This is a genomic window from Klebsiella sp. 64 (assembly GCF_018223915.1).
Lineage (GTDB): Bacteria > Pseudomonadota > Gammaproteobacteria > Enterobacterales > Enterobacteriaceae > Klebsiella > Klebsiella pneumoniae.
This window is the reverse complement of record NZ_JAGRQZ010000004.1, coordinates 34179-53213: the sequence shown is the minus strand read 5'-3', so window position 1 is coordinate 53213 and position 19035 is coordinate 34179. Positions and strand designations below refer to the sequence as shown.

Genomic DNA, 19035 nt, shown 5'->3' with positions numbered 1-19035 from the left:
ATATCATTATGATTTCATATAAAGGAGCTTATTATGAGAATATCTCAAGAAAAAAGATCACATATTATGAGTCAATACACTCAAAGAATACAAAACCTGAAATAATTGTAGAGGGAATTCTGAGTAATCTTGATATTAATTATATGGCTCATTGTCATAGCCTATATGGTAAACCTGATTTTTTGTGCGAAGTATATAAAGCCGCAATATTTGTAAATGGTTGTTTCTGGCACGGTCATCAATGTCATATGTTCAGATCACCAGACTCTACGAACAAATATTGGGTAAGTAAATTGCAGAAAAATTCTGAAAGAGATATTCGCGTAGTCTCTATTTTAAATAACCTAGGTTATAAGTTCATTGTTGTTTGGGAATGCGCTTTAATCGGGAAAAGGAAATTAGACACCCTTGTTCTACAGGATTGTCTTGAAGAGTGGCTTTTAGCTGGGAATGGAAATTGTGAAATAGATTCTAAAGGTTTAAAAGCTATGGTTTCGAGTATTTAACATTAAATTTGAATGAAATATTTTCTCTCACCCTTTCCAAATGTATGTACTTCCTCTTTCAGTTTTGGCGTTTTTTTATATGATTTGCGCAAGAGTCATTCTCGAGAAAATTTATACAAATCAATACTTTGTGGTTTATTGTGATTTTTTTGTAACTTTTGCTGTACACACATGAAATTTTGTTTATTATGTATATAAGATCAGGTTAAACCCAAGGTAACGAGAGTAACGAAATGACAACAGTTATTGCAACAGAAATTAAAAGCGAAAAAATACATTTGCGTATAACTCCCTCTCAGAAAGAAACTTGGAGAGCCTTAGCTGAAGCTCAAGGTCTTAGTTTGGCTGCTTGGATTGAAAATAAAATATCGATAGCTTTAGCATCAAACAATGACACTTTCCAAAAAGAAAAATATAAACTTATTTCTCTTTTTTCTGGTTGTGGCGGGATGGACTTAGGTTTTTGTGGTGGGTTTTCTGTACTAAATAAACAATATAAAAAAACAAAATTTGAAATAACTTGGGCAAATGAATTTAATCCTAATGCAGTTAAAACATATAAAAAAAATTTCAGCCATAATATAGCTGAGGGTGATATTTGGGAACTTATAGATTTAGTGCCTAACGAATGTGATGTTTTAATTGGTGGGTTCCCTTGTCAAGATATATCTATCAATGGCAAAAGAGCGGGCGTCGATGGTAAACGTAGTGGTTTATATCTTGCGATGGTGGAAGCAGTCAAACGCTCTCGCCCAAAAATTTTTGTCGCCGAAAATGTTAAAGGGCTTCTTATGAAATACAACGAGGAGTCGTTAGCTCGTGTTATTAAAGATTTTAGCGAACTCGGTTACAATGTTAGCTATAAACTTTATAATTCAGCTAATTTTGGAGTTCCTCAAACGAGAGAGCGCGTTTTTATAGTCGGGACTCTACACGGAAATCCACTCTTTAAAGAACCCGTTGATATACTGCATAAAAACGAATGGTTGACTTGTTATGATGCAATTCATGATTTAGAAAATATCGATGAAGATCGTATCTTTAACCATATCTGGAGTAAAGCAAAAAAAAGCCCAGACCAAGGAAGTAGGCGTTTGAAAGAAGATAAACCATCTCAGACCATAAGAGCCGAATGCCATGGTAATATACAATTTCATTATAAACTGGACAGACGTATCTCAATGAGAGAAGCCGCTCGTCTTCAATCATTTCCTGATAACTTTGTTTTTGAGTCAAATTTGAGAGAAACTGAAAGACAAGTTGGAAATGCAGTTCCTCCTGTTTTAGCTTGGCATTTAGCGCAAGCCGTTGAGGAATATTTAGACAAATTATAATAATCCATTAAACTTATTGATACCATGATTAGTAAAATATACTAATCATGGTACCCTTTATCCTCTCAATACTCAATCTCGGTAAATAAAGTCTCAGATGGTATCCATCCCACCGCATAAGAATCAGCCAAATTTAACCAGTATTTGATTCTTTCATTTCTGTGTATAATTACTCCCCAATACTCTTCAAATAATGCATCTTCTAATTCATCAAAAGCTTTAATCATCTCTTTTTCTATATCTTTCAATGCTCTTTCAAGATAATTTCCACCTCTTACTGGGGATGCTCGCATAGCGACACTTCCTGCGGAAAATAAATCCCTAGCCTGATTGCACAATATTCCATAGTATGTGAGGAGAAACATAGTCACATCATCATATTTTCCTGATGCGCGGCTTGATTTAACTATCTGCGGGCAGAGCACTGCTGATTCTGCTCTGTATTTCCTCTTTTCTGGCTGGGACAGTTTAGTATATAATCTGACCTCTAATGGTAGAGTCCTTTCATCTGGTTGATCATCAATCCACCAAAGCCTTTCACCGGGTTTCAATCTATTCTTTGCATATTTTCTAATGAAAGGCATTTTTTCTTCCGGGCTTAACACTCTAAAATCATTATAGGCTATATTCAATTTATCAAATAACGGCTCTTTAGCATTTATTTCCACCTCAAACCTTGGAACATGTGATGTTCTTACATGCATTATGCATTCTTCATAGCGACCCCATTTAGCATCGGGTACACCGCCAGTTTTTCCAAATAAGAGATATACATAATCTACTCCTTGCTTTCGACTTCCCTCAAAGATACTGTTTGCTATTGATCTCCATGTATTGTTATCTGAGTATTTTACCTCTACACCAAAATTTCCAATAATTATATCCGGAAATTCTTGCGCTGGGGGACTCATGTCTACAGACAACCCCATTTCAGTTAATAAATCACCTAAAACTTCCCTAACCCTTTGCTCAAATCCTCTCGAGTTGTGATATTTACTTGATGTATTCAGATCCTGAGAGAGTCTTTCAGTCGCCTTCGTGAGTAACTTTTCAAAAAGCATGCGTTCGATCATTTTCTTCTACTTCTTCCTTATCCGTATGTATCACTAGATTACAACGATATACGCCTCCGTCACAAGTTAGAAAGAATTCATAAAAATCATAATGATAAAGGCTATGCTTGCACGGGGAGCCACTGAATTACAAGATGATGTATCTGAAGCCTCAACTCGCACCTCAATGTGTGATGTATATACAAAATTCTTTTACGAAAGATATAATGCCTGTTGTTAGTGTTGTTTTTCACTCATCTCTTCTGTTAAAATTACTTTTATAATATTAACAGCACTGTATTTTTGTAAGGTATACTATGACATCTACTAATTCTAACAGTGCATCATGCGACAATATAAAGTTCAAATATTATCTTTATTTTTTATCTTTGTGGATTTTATTTCTATCTGTTTCAATAATGTCCTTTGATTGGGTTTTTATTGAAAGATTGGTTAGATTTATTTTATTGAAGTATACATTTGAGGATGTATTTAACAACTTTAACAAGTTAAAAGTCAGGAACTTTGTTTTCATTTTCTGTATTTCGATGGTTTTTTCGGGTATTTCATCTGTAGTATATTTATTTTCATCGTTATCAAGAGGTTGGGGAAGCACTCATAAAGTGAGTAACGTTAAAAATCAAACGCATGAACATCTTGAATTTTTAACTACTTATGTTATGCCTCTTGTATTCACTGACGTTAATAGCAAAAGAACAGTAATCAACCTGCTGCTGATGATTTGTTTTATCGGTGTTATTTATGTCAGGACAAACAGATTTTATGCCAACCCATCGTTGGCAATACTTGGCTTCAGGTTATATAAATGTGTTATTAAAAATGATCCTTCTGGTAAGGAGTACACAGTAATATGTAGGGGGAAAATGTCTAATGATTGTCAAGTTAAAATAAAGAAAATTGATGATGATACTCTGATCGCAAAACTTATTTGATCTTATCAGGAGTCATGTTGAATGAAAAATGAATTAGAGGCCTTCGTTCAAAATAATGGTCTTACAGGTGAGATGTTTTTCATTATAAACGATAATGACAACTATATTTATCGACGTGTTATTTTACATGATGAAAATACTGAACCTCTCATCACTGAAAATTTCAAAAAATCTATCACTGATGAAATTATAAAGAGAATATCTATTAACGATAATGGTGATGCAATAATAGATAATATCACGGATATGAATTATGAACATAAAGGTGTTTACTATTTTGATATCGCCAGCGAAGATAAAAGCACTATCATTAAAATAATTGAAGAAATATCGTCGTTGACAGTTGCTGACAACCCTATTGACTTTAAATTCAATGACGTAAATCTCGATAACATTATTGGTCTTGTTTATCACATGAGTGATGGTGATAAAAATATTTTTTTGTATCAACATAGATACCCCAACTTTTTACACAAAAAATCAAGGCTCTCATTTTTAGGTGAGGGGGATGTATTAGTTCCTATACCTTACGATATGATAAACATATCCAAAGTAATTGATTTTTTTGTTTTTGATGGAATTAGTTATGCTATTAACATTAAATTATTAGAAGAAAGATATGGACTTACTCAAGTAATTGACAATATGGTTTCTGAAGTAACTCCAAAAATCATTGAAATGGAGATTGTCAATAAATCTGTCTTAGCCGAGCCAGAGAAAATCTTCGACGATATGAAAGATGATCGCGGTTTCATGAGAAAATTAGCCAGAGTTCTTAAAAACGGAATATTGGAACTAAATATCGATGTTAACATTGTTAATGAGATAAAGACTAGTTTCCCCACAATAGGAAGGAATATTGATATAATTAATGATGATAATGGTATACAATATATAAAGCTGACAAGTAAAGCACGCAAAAAAGCTTTTATCAGATTGTTGAATGATGAAGCCGTACGTTCAGTCTTAACACAAAAGCCATCGATTGCACAAAATCACAAACCTGAAAAAAATAACACTCCCACATGATGTAATAAATTCGTAAAAAAGGGCTTCTCAGCCCTCTTTTTACAACGAACTGTCAGTCTTTAAAATCGTAAGGTCGTAATATCCCTTTACGGTTGGCATCAAGATAGTCAGCCCACCACTGAAGCATTAGCCTCCGCTCATCGAGATGTTCAGCAAGATGGATGTAAGCAGCGCGAACGTTATTACGCTCCTGATGGCTCATCTGACGTTCAACAGCATCTTTTGACCATAAACCGGACTCGATCAAGGCACTGCAGGCCATAGAGCGGAAACCATGTCCACAAACTTCCGTTTTAGTGTCGTAGCCCATTTTACGAAGCGCGTTGTTGATAGTGTTTTCACTCATGGGCTTATAGGCATAATGATCACCAATGAAGATGATTTCCTGATCTCCACTGAGCTTCTGAATTTCTCTCAAGGTGGCTAAAGCCTGCTTGCTTAATGGAACAAGGTGAGGGGTTTTCATCTTAGAGCCACGGCTGGAGTGTTTCACCCCTTGAAGTTCCTCACGTTCCGCAGGTATCGTCCAAAGCGCATTCCTGAAATCAATTTCTGACCAACGGGCAAAACGCATCTCACTTGAACGAACAAAAGTCAGTAAAGTGAGTCGCACAGCAAGGCGGGTTAGCTGTCTTCCTCTATAGCTCTCAATACGGCTGAGAAGCTCTGTAATGCGTTCAAACGGAAGAGCCGGGCGATGGACTCGTTTTGCTGTTGCAATGGCACCTGCTAAGTCCTGTGCAGGATTACTATCGATAATACTGTTATGGACAGCATATCGCATGATAGCGGTGATACGTTGCTGGAGACGAGCAGCAATCTCAAGATGCCCGGACTTTTCAGCCGCCTTAATTGGTTGGAGTAGGTCACGGGTTTTGAGGTCGGTAATGTTTCGTTTACCAATAACAGGGAACACATGATTGATAAGGCTGTTCATTACCCTTTCAGCATGTGTTTCTGACCATTTGATGTTGCTTGCATGCCAGTCTCTGGCAACGGACTCAAAAGCAAGAGCGCCGCTTTGCTCTACCTTTTCTGTTTTTTTCTTTTCGGAGGGGTCGATACCAGCAGCAATTAATCTTCTGGCATCATCTCTACGGTTACGGGCATCAGCAAGAGAGACAGCAGGGTAGACCCCAAGAGCCAGTAGCTTTTGTTTTCCTGCAAAGCGGTATTGTAGACGCCAGTATTTGGAGCCATTGGGATGAATAAGAAGATGCATGCCGTTGCCGTCAGTGAGCTTTACAGGCTTGTCGGCGGGCTTGGCATTTCTTACCTTGACATCAGTGAGAGCCATCGTTTACCCCTCCCTGTGATGGTACAAAACGTATCGAACTAACAATACCAACAGATATACCATCAAGGCAATGTGGATGTTGATGAATGTTAGTGAACGTCAGTAAGGGGGATAAAGTAGATATTTTGTTGACTTTAAAAAGAAAAACGGACGTCAGTGGACGTCCGTGTATGAATAAGTGGTGCCCGGACTCGGAATCGAACCAAGGACACGGGGATTTTCAATCCCCTGCTCTACCGACTGAGCTATCCGGGCAACGGGGCGCATTAAACCGTAATCGCCGCGCCTCGTCAACGAAATTTATCTGTTTTGCAGCAGACTGAACAATCTATCACCACATTGCGCTAAAAGCACGCGTTTTCAGGCAAAAAACAGCGTCCAGGCCGCGGAAATCGGCATCGCCAGCACCAGCGCAGGCAGCATATTCACTACGGCAAACATTTTTATCCCGCAGATGCGCAGCCCGGTGGCCACCAGCAGCATGCCGCCGACGGCGCTGAAATCCGCCAGCATCATCGGCGTGGTAAGCGGCATAATGATCGCCGCGCAGGCTGCAAGAGTCAGCTGGATAAGCAGCATCGGTACGCTGATGGCGGCGACGGCAATGCCCAGGGTGCAGGCGAAGATGGTGGCGGTGAAAAAGTCGAGAAACGCTTTGGCAATCAGAATGCTGGCGTCGCCGGTCATCCCTTCGCGCATGGCGCCGAAGACGCCGGTGCCGCTGGCGCAGAACAGGACGATAATCGCCACATAGCTCTGAATATAAGACTCATGAGCCGAAGCCTTTTTCTTGCCTTTCGCTGACATCAACTGCTGGAGTTTACTGACCAGCGTATTGATGCCTTTTTCCATATTGCATATTTCGCCGAGCAGCGTCCCCACCAGGGTCGACAGCACCATCACCGGCAGATTGGCGCACTTAATGACCAGTAAAATGCCGATGCCCAATGACGCCAGGCCAAAAATAGAGGTCATTGCGGTGCGGATCCGTTCCGGCAACCGTTGGCTGAGTAAGGCGCCCAGCACACCGCCGACCAGCACCGCGCTGGCGTTAATAAAAGGTCCTGTAACCACGCTGACTCCTGTTAAAAATCCCTGATAACCGCATTATTATGGCGTTAACTTACCGGGAAAGCTTGTGTATCCGTGATATAAGTGCATACGGTTTTCATCTTGCGCCTGTTCGGGAAAGGTGCCATGATTGCGCGAATTTTCTCCTCCCTGATATGAGGCCGCCGATGACGACACAGCCATTATCTCGCCAGCGACGCCGCGCCCAGATGCGCGGGCTGCCTCATCTTGCTACGCTTACCCCTCTGTTCACCATGCGGTGAAGGACACGTATGCTCACTGTAGGGCAACAGTAAGATCGGACGCGTCTGCTTTTACTGATGTCCGGCGGTCGGAGCTGAATCCGTCAGACCCGGACACATCGTTGGGCAAGGTCTCCCTTGTCTGAGATTTTTACACTCCCGATACGGGCATTTGCGCTTATGAAATCCATGCACATTGCCGCCAGCTGCGAGCTGGTCACCCGCTTGTCCACCCACCGTCGCGTTGTGGCGCTGGACAGTACCGATTTTACCGATGTGGCGGCAGTCGTCATCTCCGTGGCCGACAGTCGCAGCGGCATCCTTACTCTCCTCAGGCGTAGCGGATTTAACCTGCCGGTCTACCTGCTGAGTGAGACGGCGGTCGACAAGCCGGAGGGGGTGCAGGCGGTGATCGCCGGTAAAGATCAGGAGTGGCTGGAGCTGGAGGCGGCGGCCTGTGATTATGAAGCGCGTCTGCTGCCGCCGTTTTTCAATACCCTGACCCAGTACGTCGAGATGGATAACAGCACCTTTGCCTGTCCGGGGCATCAGCACGGGGCGTTTTTCAAAAAGCACCCTGCAGGCCGTCAGTTCTATGACTTTTTTGGCGAAAATGTCTTTCGCGCCGACATGTGCAACGCCGATGTGAAATTAGGCGATCTGCTGATCCACGAAGGATCGGCCAAGCACGCGCAGAAGTTCGCTGCGAAGGTGTTCAACGCGGATAAAACCTACTTCGTCCTCAACGGCACCTCGGCGGCCAACAAAGTCGTGACCAACGCGCTGTTGACCCGCGGCGATCTGGTGCTGTTCGATCGCAACAACCACAAGTCAAACCATCACGGGGCGCTGATCCAGGCGGGGGCGACGCCTGTTTACCTGGAAGCCGCGCGCAATCCGTTCGGCTTTATCGGCGGCATTGACGAGCGCTGCTTTGATGAGCATTACCTGCGGGATCTCATCCGCGAAGCGGCGCCTGAGAAAGCCAATGCCTCCCGCCCGTTTCGTCTGGCGGTGATCCAACTCGGAACCTACGACGGCACGGTCTATAACGCCCGCCAGGTGGTGGATAAAATAGGCCACCTCTGCGATTACATCCTGTTCGACTCGGCGTGGGTGGGCTATGAGCAGTTTATCCCGATGATGGCCGACTGCTCGCCGCTGCTGCTGGAGCTGACCCCGGACGATCCGGGTATTTTTGTCACCCAGTCCGTGCACAAGCAGCAGGCCGGCTTCTCACAGACGTCGCAGATCCATAAAAAGGATAACCATCTGCGCGGCCAGGCGCGCTTCTGTCCGCACAAGCGGCTGAATAACGCCTTTATGCTGCATGCTTCCACCAGCCCGTTCTATCCGCTGTTCGCCGCGCTGGACGTCAACGCTAAAATCCACGAAGGCGAGAGCGGCCGCCGCCTGTGGGCCGAGTGCGTGGCGCTGGGCATTGAGGCGCGCAAAGCGATCATCGCCAACTGCAAGATGATCCAGCCCTTTATTCCGCCGATGGTGGCGGGGCGCCCGTGGCAGGATCACCCGACCGAGGCGATCGCCCGGGAGCGCCGCTTCTTCAGCTTCGAACCCGACGCGCGCTGGCATGGTTTTGAAGGCTACGCGGACGACCAGTATTTTGTCGACCCGTGCAAACTGTTGCTGACCACCCCGGGCATCGACGCGGAGAGCGGGGAGTACAGTGAGTTTGGCATCCCGGCAACCATTCTGGCGCATTATCTGCGTGAAAACGGCATCGTGCCGGAGAAGTGCGATCTCAACTCGATTCTGTTCCTGCTGACGCCGGCGGAGAGCGCCGAAAAAATGGCGCAGCTGGTGGCGATGCTCGGGCAGTTTGAACAGCATATTGAAGCGGATACGCCGCTGGCCGATGTGTTGCCGACCATCTATAACAAATATCCGGTGCGTTATCGCGGCTATACCCTGCGCGAGCTGTGCCAGGAGATGCACGATCTGTACGTTAGCTTTGACGTGAAGAGCCTGCAAAAAGAGATGTTCCGTAAACGGAGCTTCCCAAGGGTGGTGATGAATCCCCAGGATGCCAACCACGAGTTTATTCGCGGCAACGTTGAGCTGGTGCGTCTGAGCGAGGCGGAAGGCCGCGTCGCGGCGGAGGGGGCGCTGCCGTATCCGCCGGGCGTGCTGTGCGTGGTGCCCGGCGAGGTCTGGGGCGGCGCCGTGCTGCGCTATTTCCTCGCGCTGGAGGAGGGGGTCAATATGCTGCCTGGCTTCTCGCCGGAGCTGCAGGGGGTTTACAGCGAGACGGATCCGGACGGCATTAAGCGGCTGTATGGCTACGTGCTGAAGGGATAAAAAAACGCCCCGCCGAACAGGCGGGGCGTTTTACTTTTGCCGATCACACGCTCTGCTGGGCGGCGGTCGGTTGTCTGACGTGTTTGTATTTGAACAGCGCCACGAAGGCAAAGGCCAGCACCAGCGAATAGCCGGCGAAAATCAGCCACACGCTCTGCCAGTCAGTGATCCCCTCGACGGTAAAGTGTTCGACGACTTTGCCGCTCACCATCCCGCCGAGAATACAGCCGAAGCCGTTGGTCATCATCAGGAACATCCCCTGAGCGCTGGCGCGGATTTCCGGGCGCACCTCTTTCTCAACGAACACCGAACCGGAGATGTTAAAGAAGTCGAAGGCGCAGCCGTAGACGATCATCGACAGCACCAGCAGTACAGTGCCGAACGGCGTCGGGTCGCCAAAGGCGAACAGGCCAAAGCGCAGCATCCACGCCACAATACTGATAAGCATCACGTTCTTAATGCCGTAGCGGCTAAGGAAGAATGGGATGGTCAGGATAAACAGCGTTTCGGAAATCTGCGAAATCGACATCAGCACTGACGCGTGCTCGACGATAAAGCTGCCGGCAAACAGCGGATCTTTATCGAAGCTGTGCAGGAAGGTGTTACCGAACATGTTAGTGATTTGCAGCTCGGCGCCGAGCATCATCGAGAAGATAAAGAAGATAGCCATACGCTTGTTTTTAAACAGCGCAAAAGCGTTCAGGCCGAGCATCTCCGTCCAGCTTTGATTGCGCTGGGCGTTGGCGACCGGAATATGCGGCAGCGTCAGGGTGAACAGAGTCAGCAGGACCGACAGCGTCGCGCCAATGTACAGCTGCATATGGCTCAGTTCAAAGCCGGAGAAGCTCACGCCCCACATGGCGAGGATAAAGCCGATGGTGCCCCAGATACGAATTGGCGGGAAATCGGTGACAATATCCAGCCCCGCCGACTGCAGGCGGTAGTAGGAGATGGTATTGATCAAGCCAAGCGTCGGCATATAGGCCAGCGAGTTAAGCAGGATCACGAGGAACATCTCGCCCGGCGTGGTGACCTGCGCCGCGAGGTACAGCGTTAACGCGCCGACCAGGTGGCAGATGGCGTATACCCATTTGGCGCTGATCCACTTATCGGCGACGATGCCGAGCAGCGTCGGCATCAACACCGCGGCGATACCGAGCGAGCTATACACTGCGCCGATTGCCGCGCCGTCAAACTTCAGCGTGACAAACATGTACGAGCCAAGCGTGGTGAGCCAGCTCCCCCAAAGGCAGAACTGCAGGAACGACAGTATTTTGAGCTGCAGCTTAAGATTCATGTAGTTATCCTCACGAATGTGGGCTTGTTATGTTTTTAAAATAACATTAATCCCGTTATTTTGATGCGATTCTATCATTCACCAGCTTAATGCTTCTGTTAACTGCCGCAGAAAACCGAAAGATATTACAGAGTATGGCGGAGAATAAGCGCGGCCTCAGCGCGGGGCTGAGGCCGGAGTCGGGAGGAGGGCTATTTACGGCGGTAGCTTTTCTGCGCCGTATTAACTTTGTACAGATAGCGGCGCGATTCCGCCGACGGATGGCGGGTGGTCAGCGTCTGGTAGACGTCCCCTGGCGCCATGCTGTTGATAATATTGGCCGCCTGCACTTTATCGCTGGAGAAGACCCGCAGTACGCTGCCGGCGCCGCCGTTATAGGCAGTGATCACCGCGTAGCGACGCGAGGTGGGGTTATCGATGCCGGCGAGGTAAACATTGTTCAGCATCGCCAGGTAGGCGGTACCGGTGTCGATGTTATTCGCCGGGTCAAACAGATAGCTGCGGCTTGGCAGGCCGGATTTACCCTGGGAGCGGAAGACGTCTCTGCCGGCGCTGTGCTGTACCACCTGCATCAGCCCCATGGCGTCGGCATGGCTGACCGCATAGGGGTTAAAGGAGGATTCGGTCTGCATAATCGCGAGGATCAGCGACTCATCAACCCCATACTTACGCGAGGCCTGACGCACCATGCCGAGGTATTTATGCGCACGTTTGTCGAGGTGGTTCGGCACCAGGTTAATGGTGATGCTGTAGACCACACGCAGGCCGTTGTTGCGGCTCTTCAGACGGGTTTGCAGCAGATAGTCGGCAAAGCGCGCGGCGCGCCACTCCCAGCGAACCGACGCCCCGGTGTTATCCACCACCTGGCCATAGAGGAACGGCTCTTTGGAGATCTGGATGTCATCGACATCGGAATAGAGGTCAATGGAGTTGGGGTCATCGCCCATCAACAGAGTTTTGACGATCGCCTGGCGCAGACGTCCGCGAGGGTCGGTGCCGGCAATGGTCTCGACGGTGATCGTCCCTTCATCGAAGTTGATGTGGCTGCGGGTTTGATACTGGTCGGTGTACTTGACGTAGTCCTTTGGCCCGGCGAGCAGGACTTCGTTGTACCCCCAAATGTTCTCGATGTTGTGGGCGAACTGGCCCATCAAAATATCGAATCCGTTCGTGTCCTTGACCCAGGCCTCGTTGTATTCGGCGCCTTTTTTATTGGAGCTGGAACACGAAACGAGCAACGGCGCAATCAGCGCGAGCGCTAAGTATTTTTTCATCATTCCGGGCGTGCGTGTTGTGTTTGTTTTTTTAAAGGCCGCAGGGCCCTTACTGTTTTTCCGGCGGCGTGTAGCCTTCGATGTGCACGTCTTTCCCTTCAAACAGGAACTGCACCATCTCCTGCTCAAGCAGTTTGCGGTGCTCCGGGTTCATCATGCTGAGCTTTTTCTCGTTGATCAGCATGGTCTGCTTGTGCTGCCACTGCGCCCAGGCTTCTTTGGAGATTTCGTTGTAAATACGCTTTCCGAGCTCGCCCGGATACAGCTGGAAATCCTGGCCGTCCGCTTCACGCTGCAGGAAGGTACAAAAAATGGTTCTGCTCATAATTAATCCTCTTTGATAGCCGAAAAATTTATACCGGCGCTCCGGCTTTTAGCTGTTGCAACAAGCGCTCCACGGGGGCCGCCAGACCGACCGACGGCGGCTGCGCTAAGTTATACCAGAGTGCGTTGCCTTCATCCATGTATGCGCCAGATGAGTGCACTGTAAGCCACATCGGCACAATATCCAGGTGGAAATGGCTGAAAGTGTGGCGAAAAGCGGTTAATTGCGTCAGATTATCGGCCTTTATCTGGCGCTGCGCCAGCCACTCGCGTAGCTCCGCTTCGTCTGCAAACTGCGGAAAACAGAACAACCCGCCCCACAGACCCACCGGCGGACGCTGGGAAAGAAACACCTCGTCGCCGTGCTGCATCAACAGGAAGTAGCCGGTGCGTTCCGGGAGGGTCTGCTTCGGTTTTTTGCCCGGATATTCCGCCCATGAATGGTTCGCGTAGGCCACGCAGCCGTTGCTCAGCGGACACAGCTCGCACTTCGGCTTCGAGCGGGTACAAACCATTGCCCCGAGATCCATCATCGCCTGGTTGAAGCGCTCGACGCCCTCTGCCGGGGTGACCTCTTCGCTGATGTCCCACAGCCGTTTTTCCACCTCTTTTTTCCCCGGCCAGCCGCTGACAGCATAGCAGCGGGCGAGCACGCGCTTCACGTTGCCGTCGAGAATCGGATAATGCTGACCGAGCGAAAGGGATAAAATCGCCCCCGCCGTTGAGCGCCCGACGCCGGGCAGCGCCGCCACTTCGTCAAAGGTCCGGGGGAATTCCCCGCCGTGCAGTGTGGCGACTTGCTGTGCGGCTTTATGTAAGTTGCGCGCCCGCGCGTAGTAGCCCAGACCGGTCCACAGATGCAGCACTTCATCCAGCGGCGCGTTGGCGAGATCCACCACCGTGGGGAAACGCGCCATAAAGCGTTCAAAATAGGGGATTACCGTGGTCACCTGGGTTTGTTGCAACATCACTTCGGAGAGCCATACTTTGTAGGGCGTCTTGGCGATTTGCCAGGGCAGGGTTTTACGCCCGTATTTGTCGTACCAGTCCAGAACCTGGGCTGAAAATTGCGTGGCGAGAAAAGTCAAAGCTACGGCTCCGGGATCGCGATTACAGGGGGGCAGATTGCAGCATAAGGGCGAGTGGCTGTAAACCCTTGCATCCGCCGGGTAACTTTGGATAATGCCCGTTTTCCGAACACATTCACAAGCAGACCAAACTTTTATGAAAAACGACGTCATCTCTCCGGAATTCGATGAAAACGGTCGCCCGCTGCGCCGTATTCGTAGCTTCGTCCGTCGCCAGGGCCGCCTGACGAAAGGGCAGCAGCATGCGCTGGATAACATTTGGCCGGTGATGGGCGTTGAATTCAACGATGCGCCGCTCGATTTCGCCGCCCTGTTTGGCCGTGACGCGCCGGTCACCTTAGAAATTGGCTTCGGGATGGGCGCCTCGCTGGTGGCGATGGCGAAAGCCAAACCGGAACAGAATTTCCTCGGCATTGAAGTACACTCCCCGGGCGTTGGCGCTTGTCTGGCTTCTGCGGAAGAAGAAGGCGTACAAAACCTGCGCGTAATGTGTCACGATGCAGTGGAAGTGCTACATACCATGATCCCGGATAACTCGCTGAATATGGTGCAACTGTTTTTCCCTGATCCGTGGCATAAAGCGCGTCATAATAAACGTCGTATCGTGCAGCCGCCTTTCGCTGAGCTGGTGAAAAGCAAGCTGAAGCTCGGCGGCGTCTTCCATATGGCGACCGACTGGGAAGCTTATGCCGTGCATATGCTGGAAGTCATGTCCTCGCTGGAAGGCTATCGTAACCAGTCGGCAAGCAACGATTACGTACCGCGCCCGGAATCGCGCCCGGTAACCAAATTTGAACAGCGTGGCCATCGTCTCGGCCACGGCGTATGGGACTTAATGTTCGAGAGGGTGAAATAATGGCCAAGAATCGTAGCCGTCGTCTGCGTAAAAAAATGCATATCGATGAGTTTCAGGAGTTAGGCTTCTCCGTCGCCTGGCGTTTCCCGGAAGGGACCAGCGAAGAGCAGATCGACCAGACGGTCAACGATCTGATCGAAGAGGTGATAGAGCCGAACAAGCTGGCCTTCGACGGCAGCGGTTATCTCTCCTGGGAAGGGCTCATCTGCATGCAGGAGATTGGTAAGTGCACTGAAGAGCATCAGGCTATCGTACGCAAATGGCTGGAAGCGCGTAAGTTAGAGGATGTGCGCACCAGCGAACTTTTTGACGTCTGGTGGGACTAAGTTTGACAAGGGTCGGCAATTGCCGGCCCGTTTTGTCTTAAGGGAGTTTTATGATGCGTAAAACGCTGCTGGCGGTGGCGCTCTCCATCACCGCTTTGTCTGCCCATGCGGACTACCAGTGTAGCGTCACGCCGCGTGACGATGTGATCCTCAGCCCGCAGCAGGTGCAGGTGAAAGGGGAAAACGGCGATCTGGTGATAAAGCCGGACGGCAATCTGACCTTTAACGGCAAGGCCTATGCGCTCAGCGCCGCCCAGCGCGAACAGGCGCAGGATTATCAGGCCAGCCTGCGCAGCAGCCTGCCGTGGATTGACCAAGGCGCGCGTTCGCGAGTCGAAAAAAGCCGCAAGGCGCTGGATAAAATCATTACCGAACAGGTTGGCGCCAACAGCAGCATGCACGGTCGCCTGACCAAACTGGACGCGCAGCTGAAAGAACAGATGAACCGCATTATCGAACGTCGCAGCGATGGCCTGACCTTCCACTATAAAGCTATCGACCAGGTACGCGCCGATGGCCAGCAGCTGGTGAATCAGGCGATGGGCGGCATTCTGCAGGACAGCATTAACGAGATGGGGGCGAAAGCGGTGCTCAAAGGCGGCGGTAATCCGCTACAGGGCATTCTCGGCAGCCTCGGCGGCCTGCAAACGGCGATTCAGGAGGAATGGAAAAACCAGGAGGCCGATTTCCAGCAGTTTGGTAAGGACGTCTGCAGCCGGGTGGTATCGCTGGAGGACAGCCGCAAAGCGCTGGTTGGCTCGTTAAAATAATCAAAATTTCGCGGCCCGCATACCTTTGGGCCGCGCACTTCGCCACTCAGGCGCGGCCGTGCGACACGCGTGAACGGCGAGCCAGAGAATCAATGATTACCGCAATCGCCAGTACCGCGCCGGTAATGATATAGCGCAGCGAAGACGGCAGGTTCAACAGCGTCAGCCCATTTGAAATCGACTGAATCACGATGATCCCCAATAGCGCGGACCAGGCGCTGCCGCGTCCGCCAAACAGGCTGGTGCCGCCGATCACCGCCGCGGCGATGGCGTTGAGGTTGACGTCGCCGGTGCCGGCCTGCTGGCTGGCGGAAGCCAGTCGCGACGCCGCGAGAATGCCGCCGAAGGTCGCAAGCGTGGTACACAGGACGAAAGCGCTCACATAAATCGCCCGCACGTTAATGCCCGAACGGCGCGCCGCTTCACGGTTGCCGCCAACCGCGAACATCGAGCGACCCCATTTTGTCCGTTTCAGCGCGTAGTTGAGGATCATCACGCAGGCGACAAAGAGACCGAAAATCCATGGAATACCGCGCCCCTGATTGAGGTAAAGCACCGCGGCCTCGAAGATAATCGTCAGCGCGATCGCGCGCGCCACTAGCGAGCTGACTCCCTCGGCGGAAAGATTGGCCGCCAGGCGCCGCGAGCGTTTTTTCAGGCCAAAAATAAGGATCGCCAGCCCTGGCAGCAATGCCATCAGGTGTGAGAACCAGCCGGGCATCACCAGCAGTTGGCCAAAGCGCACCAGCGGCGAAGTATAGGGCAGGTTGATGCTGCCGCTCGGCCCGAGGATATACAGCTGCATACCCAGCAGCGCCAGCAGGCCGGCGAGAGTGGCGACGAAACTCGGCATTCCGACGCGGGTATACAGCAGCGCGTAGACCAGCCCGACGGCCACGCCGCAGGCCAGCGCCACGGCGATGGCTCCCGCCAGCGGCCATCCTGCGTTCACCCACAGCACGCCGACGATAGCCGATGCCAGGCCGCTCATGGAGCCGACCGACAGGTCTATCTCACCAAGCATTAGCACGCAGACGATGCCGAGCGAGATAAACCCGACCGTCGCGCAGTCAAACAGCAGGTTCACCAGGTTATTCGGCGCGATATAGACCGGGTTGAGGAAGGTGAAAACCAGGGAAATCACAATCAGCCCGGCTATCACCGGCGCGGTGCCGAGATCGCCGGTTTTGATGCGGGTTATCTGCGCGCGTAGGGCGCCGAACAGCCCCTCGTCGTGACGAACGCGCTCATCGCTGCGATCCAGCGCGGTGTGGGATGCGGTCTTACTGTTCATAAAATTACATCGCTCCGGAAGTCGTTGGCTGTGATTTACGTTCAACCCGGCGTGAGACGGCGTTTTCCGTCGCGCCGGTGATCGCGGCGACCAGATCCTGATTAGAAGCATCGGGCGTGAAGATCCCTTTGTTGCGCCCGAGACGCAGCACCACGATACGGTCGGCGACGGCGCGAACGTCTTCCATGTTGTGACTGATGATGATGACGCCAAGCCCGCGCTCGCGAACGCGCTCAATCAGGTTGAGCACTTCCGCGGTCTGCGCGACGCCCAGCGCCGCGGTGGGTTCATCGAGCATAATGATTTTAGGGTTCAGCAGCAGCGAACGGGCGATGGCGACGGTCTGCCGCTGGCCGCCGGAAAGCGATGCCACCGGTTCGCGTACCGACGGAATACGTGCCGCCAGCTCCTGCAGCAGCGTCCAGGCTTTCACTTCCATCGCCACTTCATCGAGCTGGAACGGCGAAATTTCATGACCCAGAAACAGGTTTGCCACCACATCAAGGTTTTCACACAGCGCCAGATCCTGAAACACCGTGGCAATACCGTATTCCAGCGCCTTGCCGGGGCTATCGAGGGTGACGGGGTTGCCGTCAAACTCAATGGTGCCGGAGGTCGGCTGGTGGACGCCGGCGAGGATCTTCACCAGCGTGGATTTGCCCGCGCCGTTGTCGCCGACCAGCGCGACCACCTCGCCGGCGTGGACTTCTAATTCGATATCCGTCAGCGCGGACACCGCGCCAAAATGTTTAGAGACGTTGCGCAGTTGCAGTATTGGCCGCCCGGCGGCGGAGTTGTGTTGTTGTTGCGGCATACAAAACGACCTCAATAATGGCGAAATCGCGCCCGCCGCGGCGGGCGCAGGGGCAAAAGTTACTTGCTGATGCCTAACTTCTGGCAGGCGGCGGCGTACTCGCCGCTACACACCTGATCCCAGGTCTGGATTTTTTTATCGAAGATTTCCGCTTTGATGTTTTTGGCCGTCACCACTTCCGGGGTAAATAGCTGGGAAGGGGTGTTGTACAGGGTGGTGCTGGCCTGCGGTTTTTTGCCCTGGATAAAATCAACCGCCACTTTGGCCGCCGCCGCGGCGACGATCTCCGATGGCTTGGAGATGGTGTTGTACTGATCGCCAGCGATGATCAGCTGCAGCGCGGCGATAGTGGCGTCATTGCCGGTGACCGGCGGCAGCGGCTGGACGCCGGCAGCCTTAAAGGCGGCAATTGCGCCGCCGCCGGTACCGTCGTTTGCCGCGACCACGCCCTTAATTTTGTCGCCAAAGCGGGTAACCTGCCCGGCGGTCCACTCCTGGGCTTTCGGCGGCGCCCACTCCGGGGTGTCGAATTCGGCCAACGTTTTGTAACCGGACTCTTTCAATCCGCGATGGATACCGTCGCGGATCAGCCCTGCGGCGGCATCGGTTGGCGAACCGTTAATTTGCAGCACGCCGGCATCCTGCGGCACGCCGCTCGCTTTCAGATGGTCGGTAAGAGATTTTGCGATGGCGTAGCCAATGCCCTCGTTATCAAATGAGACGTAGAAATCAGCCGGTTTGTCTGGTACCGGGCGATCATAGGCAATGACCTTGACCCCCTGCGCTTGGGCGTTTTCGACCAGCGCGGCGGCGGCGGAAGAGTCAACCGGATCCAGGACGATCACTTTCGCCCCCTGGGCGATAACCGAGTTGAACTGCTGCTGCTGGAGCGACGCGTTGGCGTTGGCATTCTGATAGATGACCTTACAATCCGCGCAAAGCTTGCTCATTTCCGCCTTAAAACCGGGGAAGTCGTGCTGTTCATAGCGGGTAGAGGCCTGATCGGGCATTAAAAAGGCCACGGTGGCGGACTCTGCAGACCAGGCTGAAGCCGTGACGGCGCCGGATAGTGCGGCGAGTGTGATAAAAATATTACGGTAATTCATTGTGTTACCCTCTTTTTTATAGGCTTAAGCCCGCCGGGTTGCGCCGACGTTACAGAGACTTTTTTAATCAGAGTTACCAATAA

The 19035-nt window shown here is 50.8% G+C and carries 18 protein-coding genes and 1 tRNA gene; 8 read left to right on the top strand and 11 right to left on the bottom strand.

Going from position 1 to position 19035, the window contains the following annotated elements:
• The first annotated feature begins 8 nt into the window (after window positions 1-8).
• Both KHQ23_RS05175 and KHQ23_RS05170 read left to right on the top strand, forming a co-directional pair.
• On the top strand, window positions 9-506 hold the full coding sequence (locus KHQ23_RS05175) for a very short patch repair endonuclease (protein WP_228297561.1): 498 nt from the start codon (window positions 9-11) through the stop codon (window positions 504-506).
• Between the two features lie 233 nt (window positions 507-739).
• Window positions 740-1840: a DNA cytosine methyltransferase gene (locus KHQ23_RS05170; protein WP_061351349.1), complete on the top strand. Its 1101-nt coding sequence runs from the start codon at window positions 740-742 to the stop codon at window positions 1838-1840.
• Window positions 1841-1905: 65 nt separating this feature from the next.
• On the opposite strand, the gene KHQ23_RS05165 is transcribed toward KHQ23_RS05170, so the two are convergent.
• Window positions 1906-2913: a hypothetical protein gene (locus KHQ23_RS05165; RefSeq protein ID WP_000572863.1), complete on the bottom strand. Its 1008-nt coding sequence runs from the start codon at window positions 2911-2913 to the stop codon at window positions 1906-1908.
• A 296-nt stretch (window positions 2914-3209) separates the two neighbouring features.
• Between KHQ23_RS05165 and kwaA the strand changes: the two genes are divergently transcribed.
• Complete coding sequence (gene kwaA / locus KHQ23_RS26530; protein ID WP_000204790.1) at window positions 3210-3845, top strand: anti-phage protein KwaA; 636 nt, start codon at window positions 3210-3212, stop codon at window positions 3843-3845.
• Between the two features lie 21 nt (window positions 3846-3866).
• Complete coding sequence (locus KHQ23_RS05155) at window positions 3867-4874, top strand: Kiwa anti-phage protein KwaB-like domain-containing protein (protein WP_061351348.1); 1008 nt, start codon at window positions 3867-3869, stop codon at window positions 4872-4874.
• A 52-nt stretch (window positions 4875-4926) separates the two neighbouring features.
• On the opposite strand, the gene KHQ23_RS05150 is transcribed toward KHQ23_RS05155, so the two are convergent.
• The 3 genes from KHQ23_RS05150 to KHQ23_RS05140 form a co-directional block, all read right to left on the bottom strand.
• Window positions 4927-6171 (bottom strand): integrase arm-type DNA-binding domain-containing protein, encoded by a 1245-nt coding sequence (locus KHQ23_RS05150; RefSeq protein WP_061351347.1) that lies wholly within the window; start codon window positions 6169-6171, stop codon window positions 4927-4929.
• A gap of 179 nt (window positions 6172-6350) precedes the next feature.
• Window positions 6351-6426, bottom strand: a tRNA-Phe gene (locus KHQ23_RS05145).
• Between the two features lie 105 nt (window positions 6427-6531).
• On the bottom strand, window positions 6532-7245 hold the full coding sequence (locus KHQ23_RS05140) for a DUF554 domain-containing protein (RefSeq protein ID WP_002916694.1): 714 nt from the start codon (window positions 7243-7245) through the stop codon (window positions 6532-6534).
• Window positions 7246-7664: 419 nt separating this feature from the next.
• Between KHQ23_RS05140 and KHQ23_RS05135 the strand changes: the two genes are divergently transcribed.
• Window positions 7665-9803: an ornithine decarboxylase gene (locus KHQ23_RS05135; RefSeq protein ID WP_032435071.1), complete on the top strand. Its 2139-nt coding sequence runs from the start codon at window positions 7665-7667 to the stop codon at window positions 9801-9803.
• 43 nt (window positions 9804-9846) lie between these two features.
• Here KHQ23_RS05135 and KHQ23_RS05130 read toward each other — a convergent pair whose 3' ends face one another.
• The 4 genes from KHQ23_RS05130 to mutY all read right to left on the bottom strand — a co-directional run bounded on the left by KHQ23_RS05130 (window position 9847) and on the right by mutY (window position 13786).
• The gene (locus KHQ23_RS05130) at window positions 9847-11100 is read right to left on the bottom strand and encodes a nucleoside permease (protein WP_004144787.1); all 1254 of its coding nucleotides are present in this window, start codon (window positions 11098-11100) and stop codon (window positions 9847-9849) included.
• Between the two features lie 191 nt (window positions 11101-11291).
• A complete protein-coding gene (mltC, locus tag KHQ23_RS05125; protein WP_085764236.1) occupies window positions 11292-12374 on the bottom strand; it encodes a membrane-bound lytic murein transglycosylase MltC in 1083 nt (360 codons plus the stop codon).
• A 49-nt stretch (window positions 12375-12423) separates the two neighbouring features.
• Window positions 12424-12699 (bottom strand): oxidative damage protection protein, encoded by a 276-nt coding sequence (locus KHQ23_RS05120; protein ID WP_004105744.1) that lies wholly within the window; start codon window positions 12697-12699, stop codon window positions 12424-12426.
• 28 nt (window positions 12700-12727) lie between these two features.
• A complete protein-coding gene (gene mutY / locus KHQ23_RS05115; protein ID WP_032435066.1) occupies window positions 12728-13786 on the bottom strand; it encodes an A/G-specific adenine glycosylase in 1059 nt (352 codons plus the stop codon).
• A gap of 136 nt (window positions 13787-13922) precedes the next feature.
• On the opposite strand from mutY, the gene trmB reads away from it, so the two are divergent.
• From trmB to KHQ23_RS05100, 3 genes are read left to right on the top strand one after another with little or no spacing between them, the layout of a single operon-like run.
• On the top strand, window positions 13923-14642 hold the full coding sequence (gene trmB / locus KHQ23_RS05110; RefSeq protein ID WP_002916627.1) for a tRNA (guanosine(46)-N7)-methyltransferase TrmB: 720 nt from the start codon (window positions 13923-13925) through the stop codon (window positions 14640-14642).
• Window positions 14642-14968, top strand: a complete 327-nt coding sequence (locus KHQ23_RS05105) for a YggL family protein (RefSeq protein WP_002916620.1) — start codon at window positions 14642-14644, stop codon at window positions 14966-14968. The genes trmB and KHQ23_RS05105 overlap by 1 nt, the downstream gene beginning before the upstream one ends.
• A 50-nt stretch (window positions 14969-15018) precedes the next feature.
• Window positions 15019-15738, top strand: coding sequence for a DUF2884 domain-containing protein (locus KHQ23_RS05100; protein WP_004889772.1), 720 nt, complete (start codon window positions 15019-15021; stop codon window positions 15736-15738).
• 46 nt (window positions 15739-15784) lie between these two features.
• Here the strand turns inward: KHQ23_RS05100 and KHQ23_RS05095 are convergent, their stop codons facing one another.
• The 3 genes from KHQ23_RS05095 to KHQ23_RS05085 are packed head-to-tail and all read right to left on the bottom strand — an operon-like array spanning window position 15785 to window position 18952.
• Window positions 15785-17032, bottom strand: coding sequence for a sugar ABC transporter permease (locus KHQ23_RS05095; RefSeq protein ID WP_004181281.1), 1248 nt, complete (start codon window positions 17030-17032; stop codon window positions 15785-15787).
• 4 nt (window positions 17033-17036) lie between these two features.
• Entirely contained in the window at window positions 17037-17846 is an 810-nt protein-coding gene (locus tag KHQ23_RS05090; protein ID WP_004181271.1) for an ATP-binding cassette domain-containing protein, read from the bottom strand.
• Between the two features lie 59 nt (window positions 17847-17905).
• Window positions 17906-18952, bottom strand: a complete 1047-nt coding sequence (locus tag KHQ23_RS05085; protein WP_021468300.1) for a sugar ABC transporter substrate-binding protein — start codon at window positions 18950-18952, stop codon at window positions 17906-17908.
• Window positions 18953-19035 lie beyond the last annotated feature (83 nt).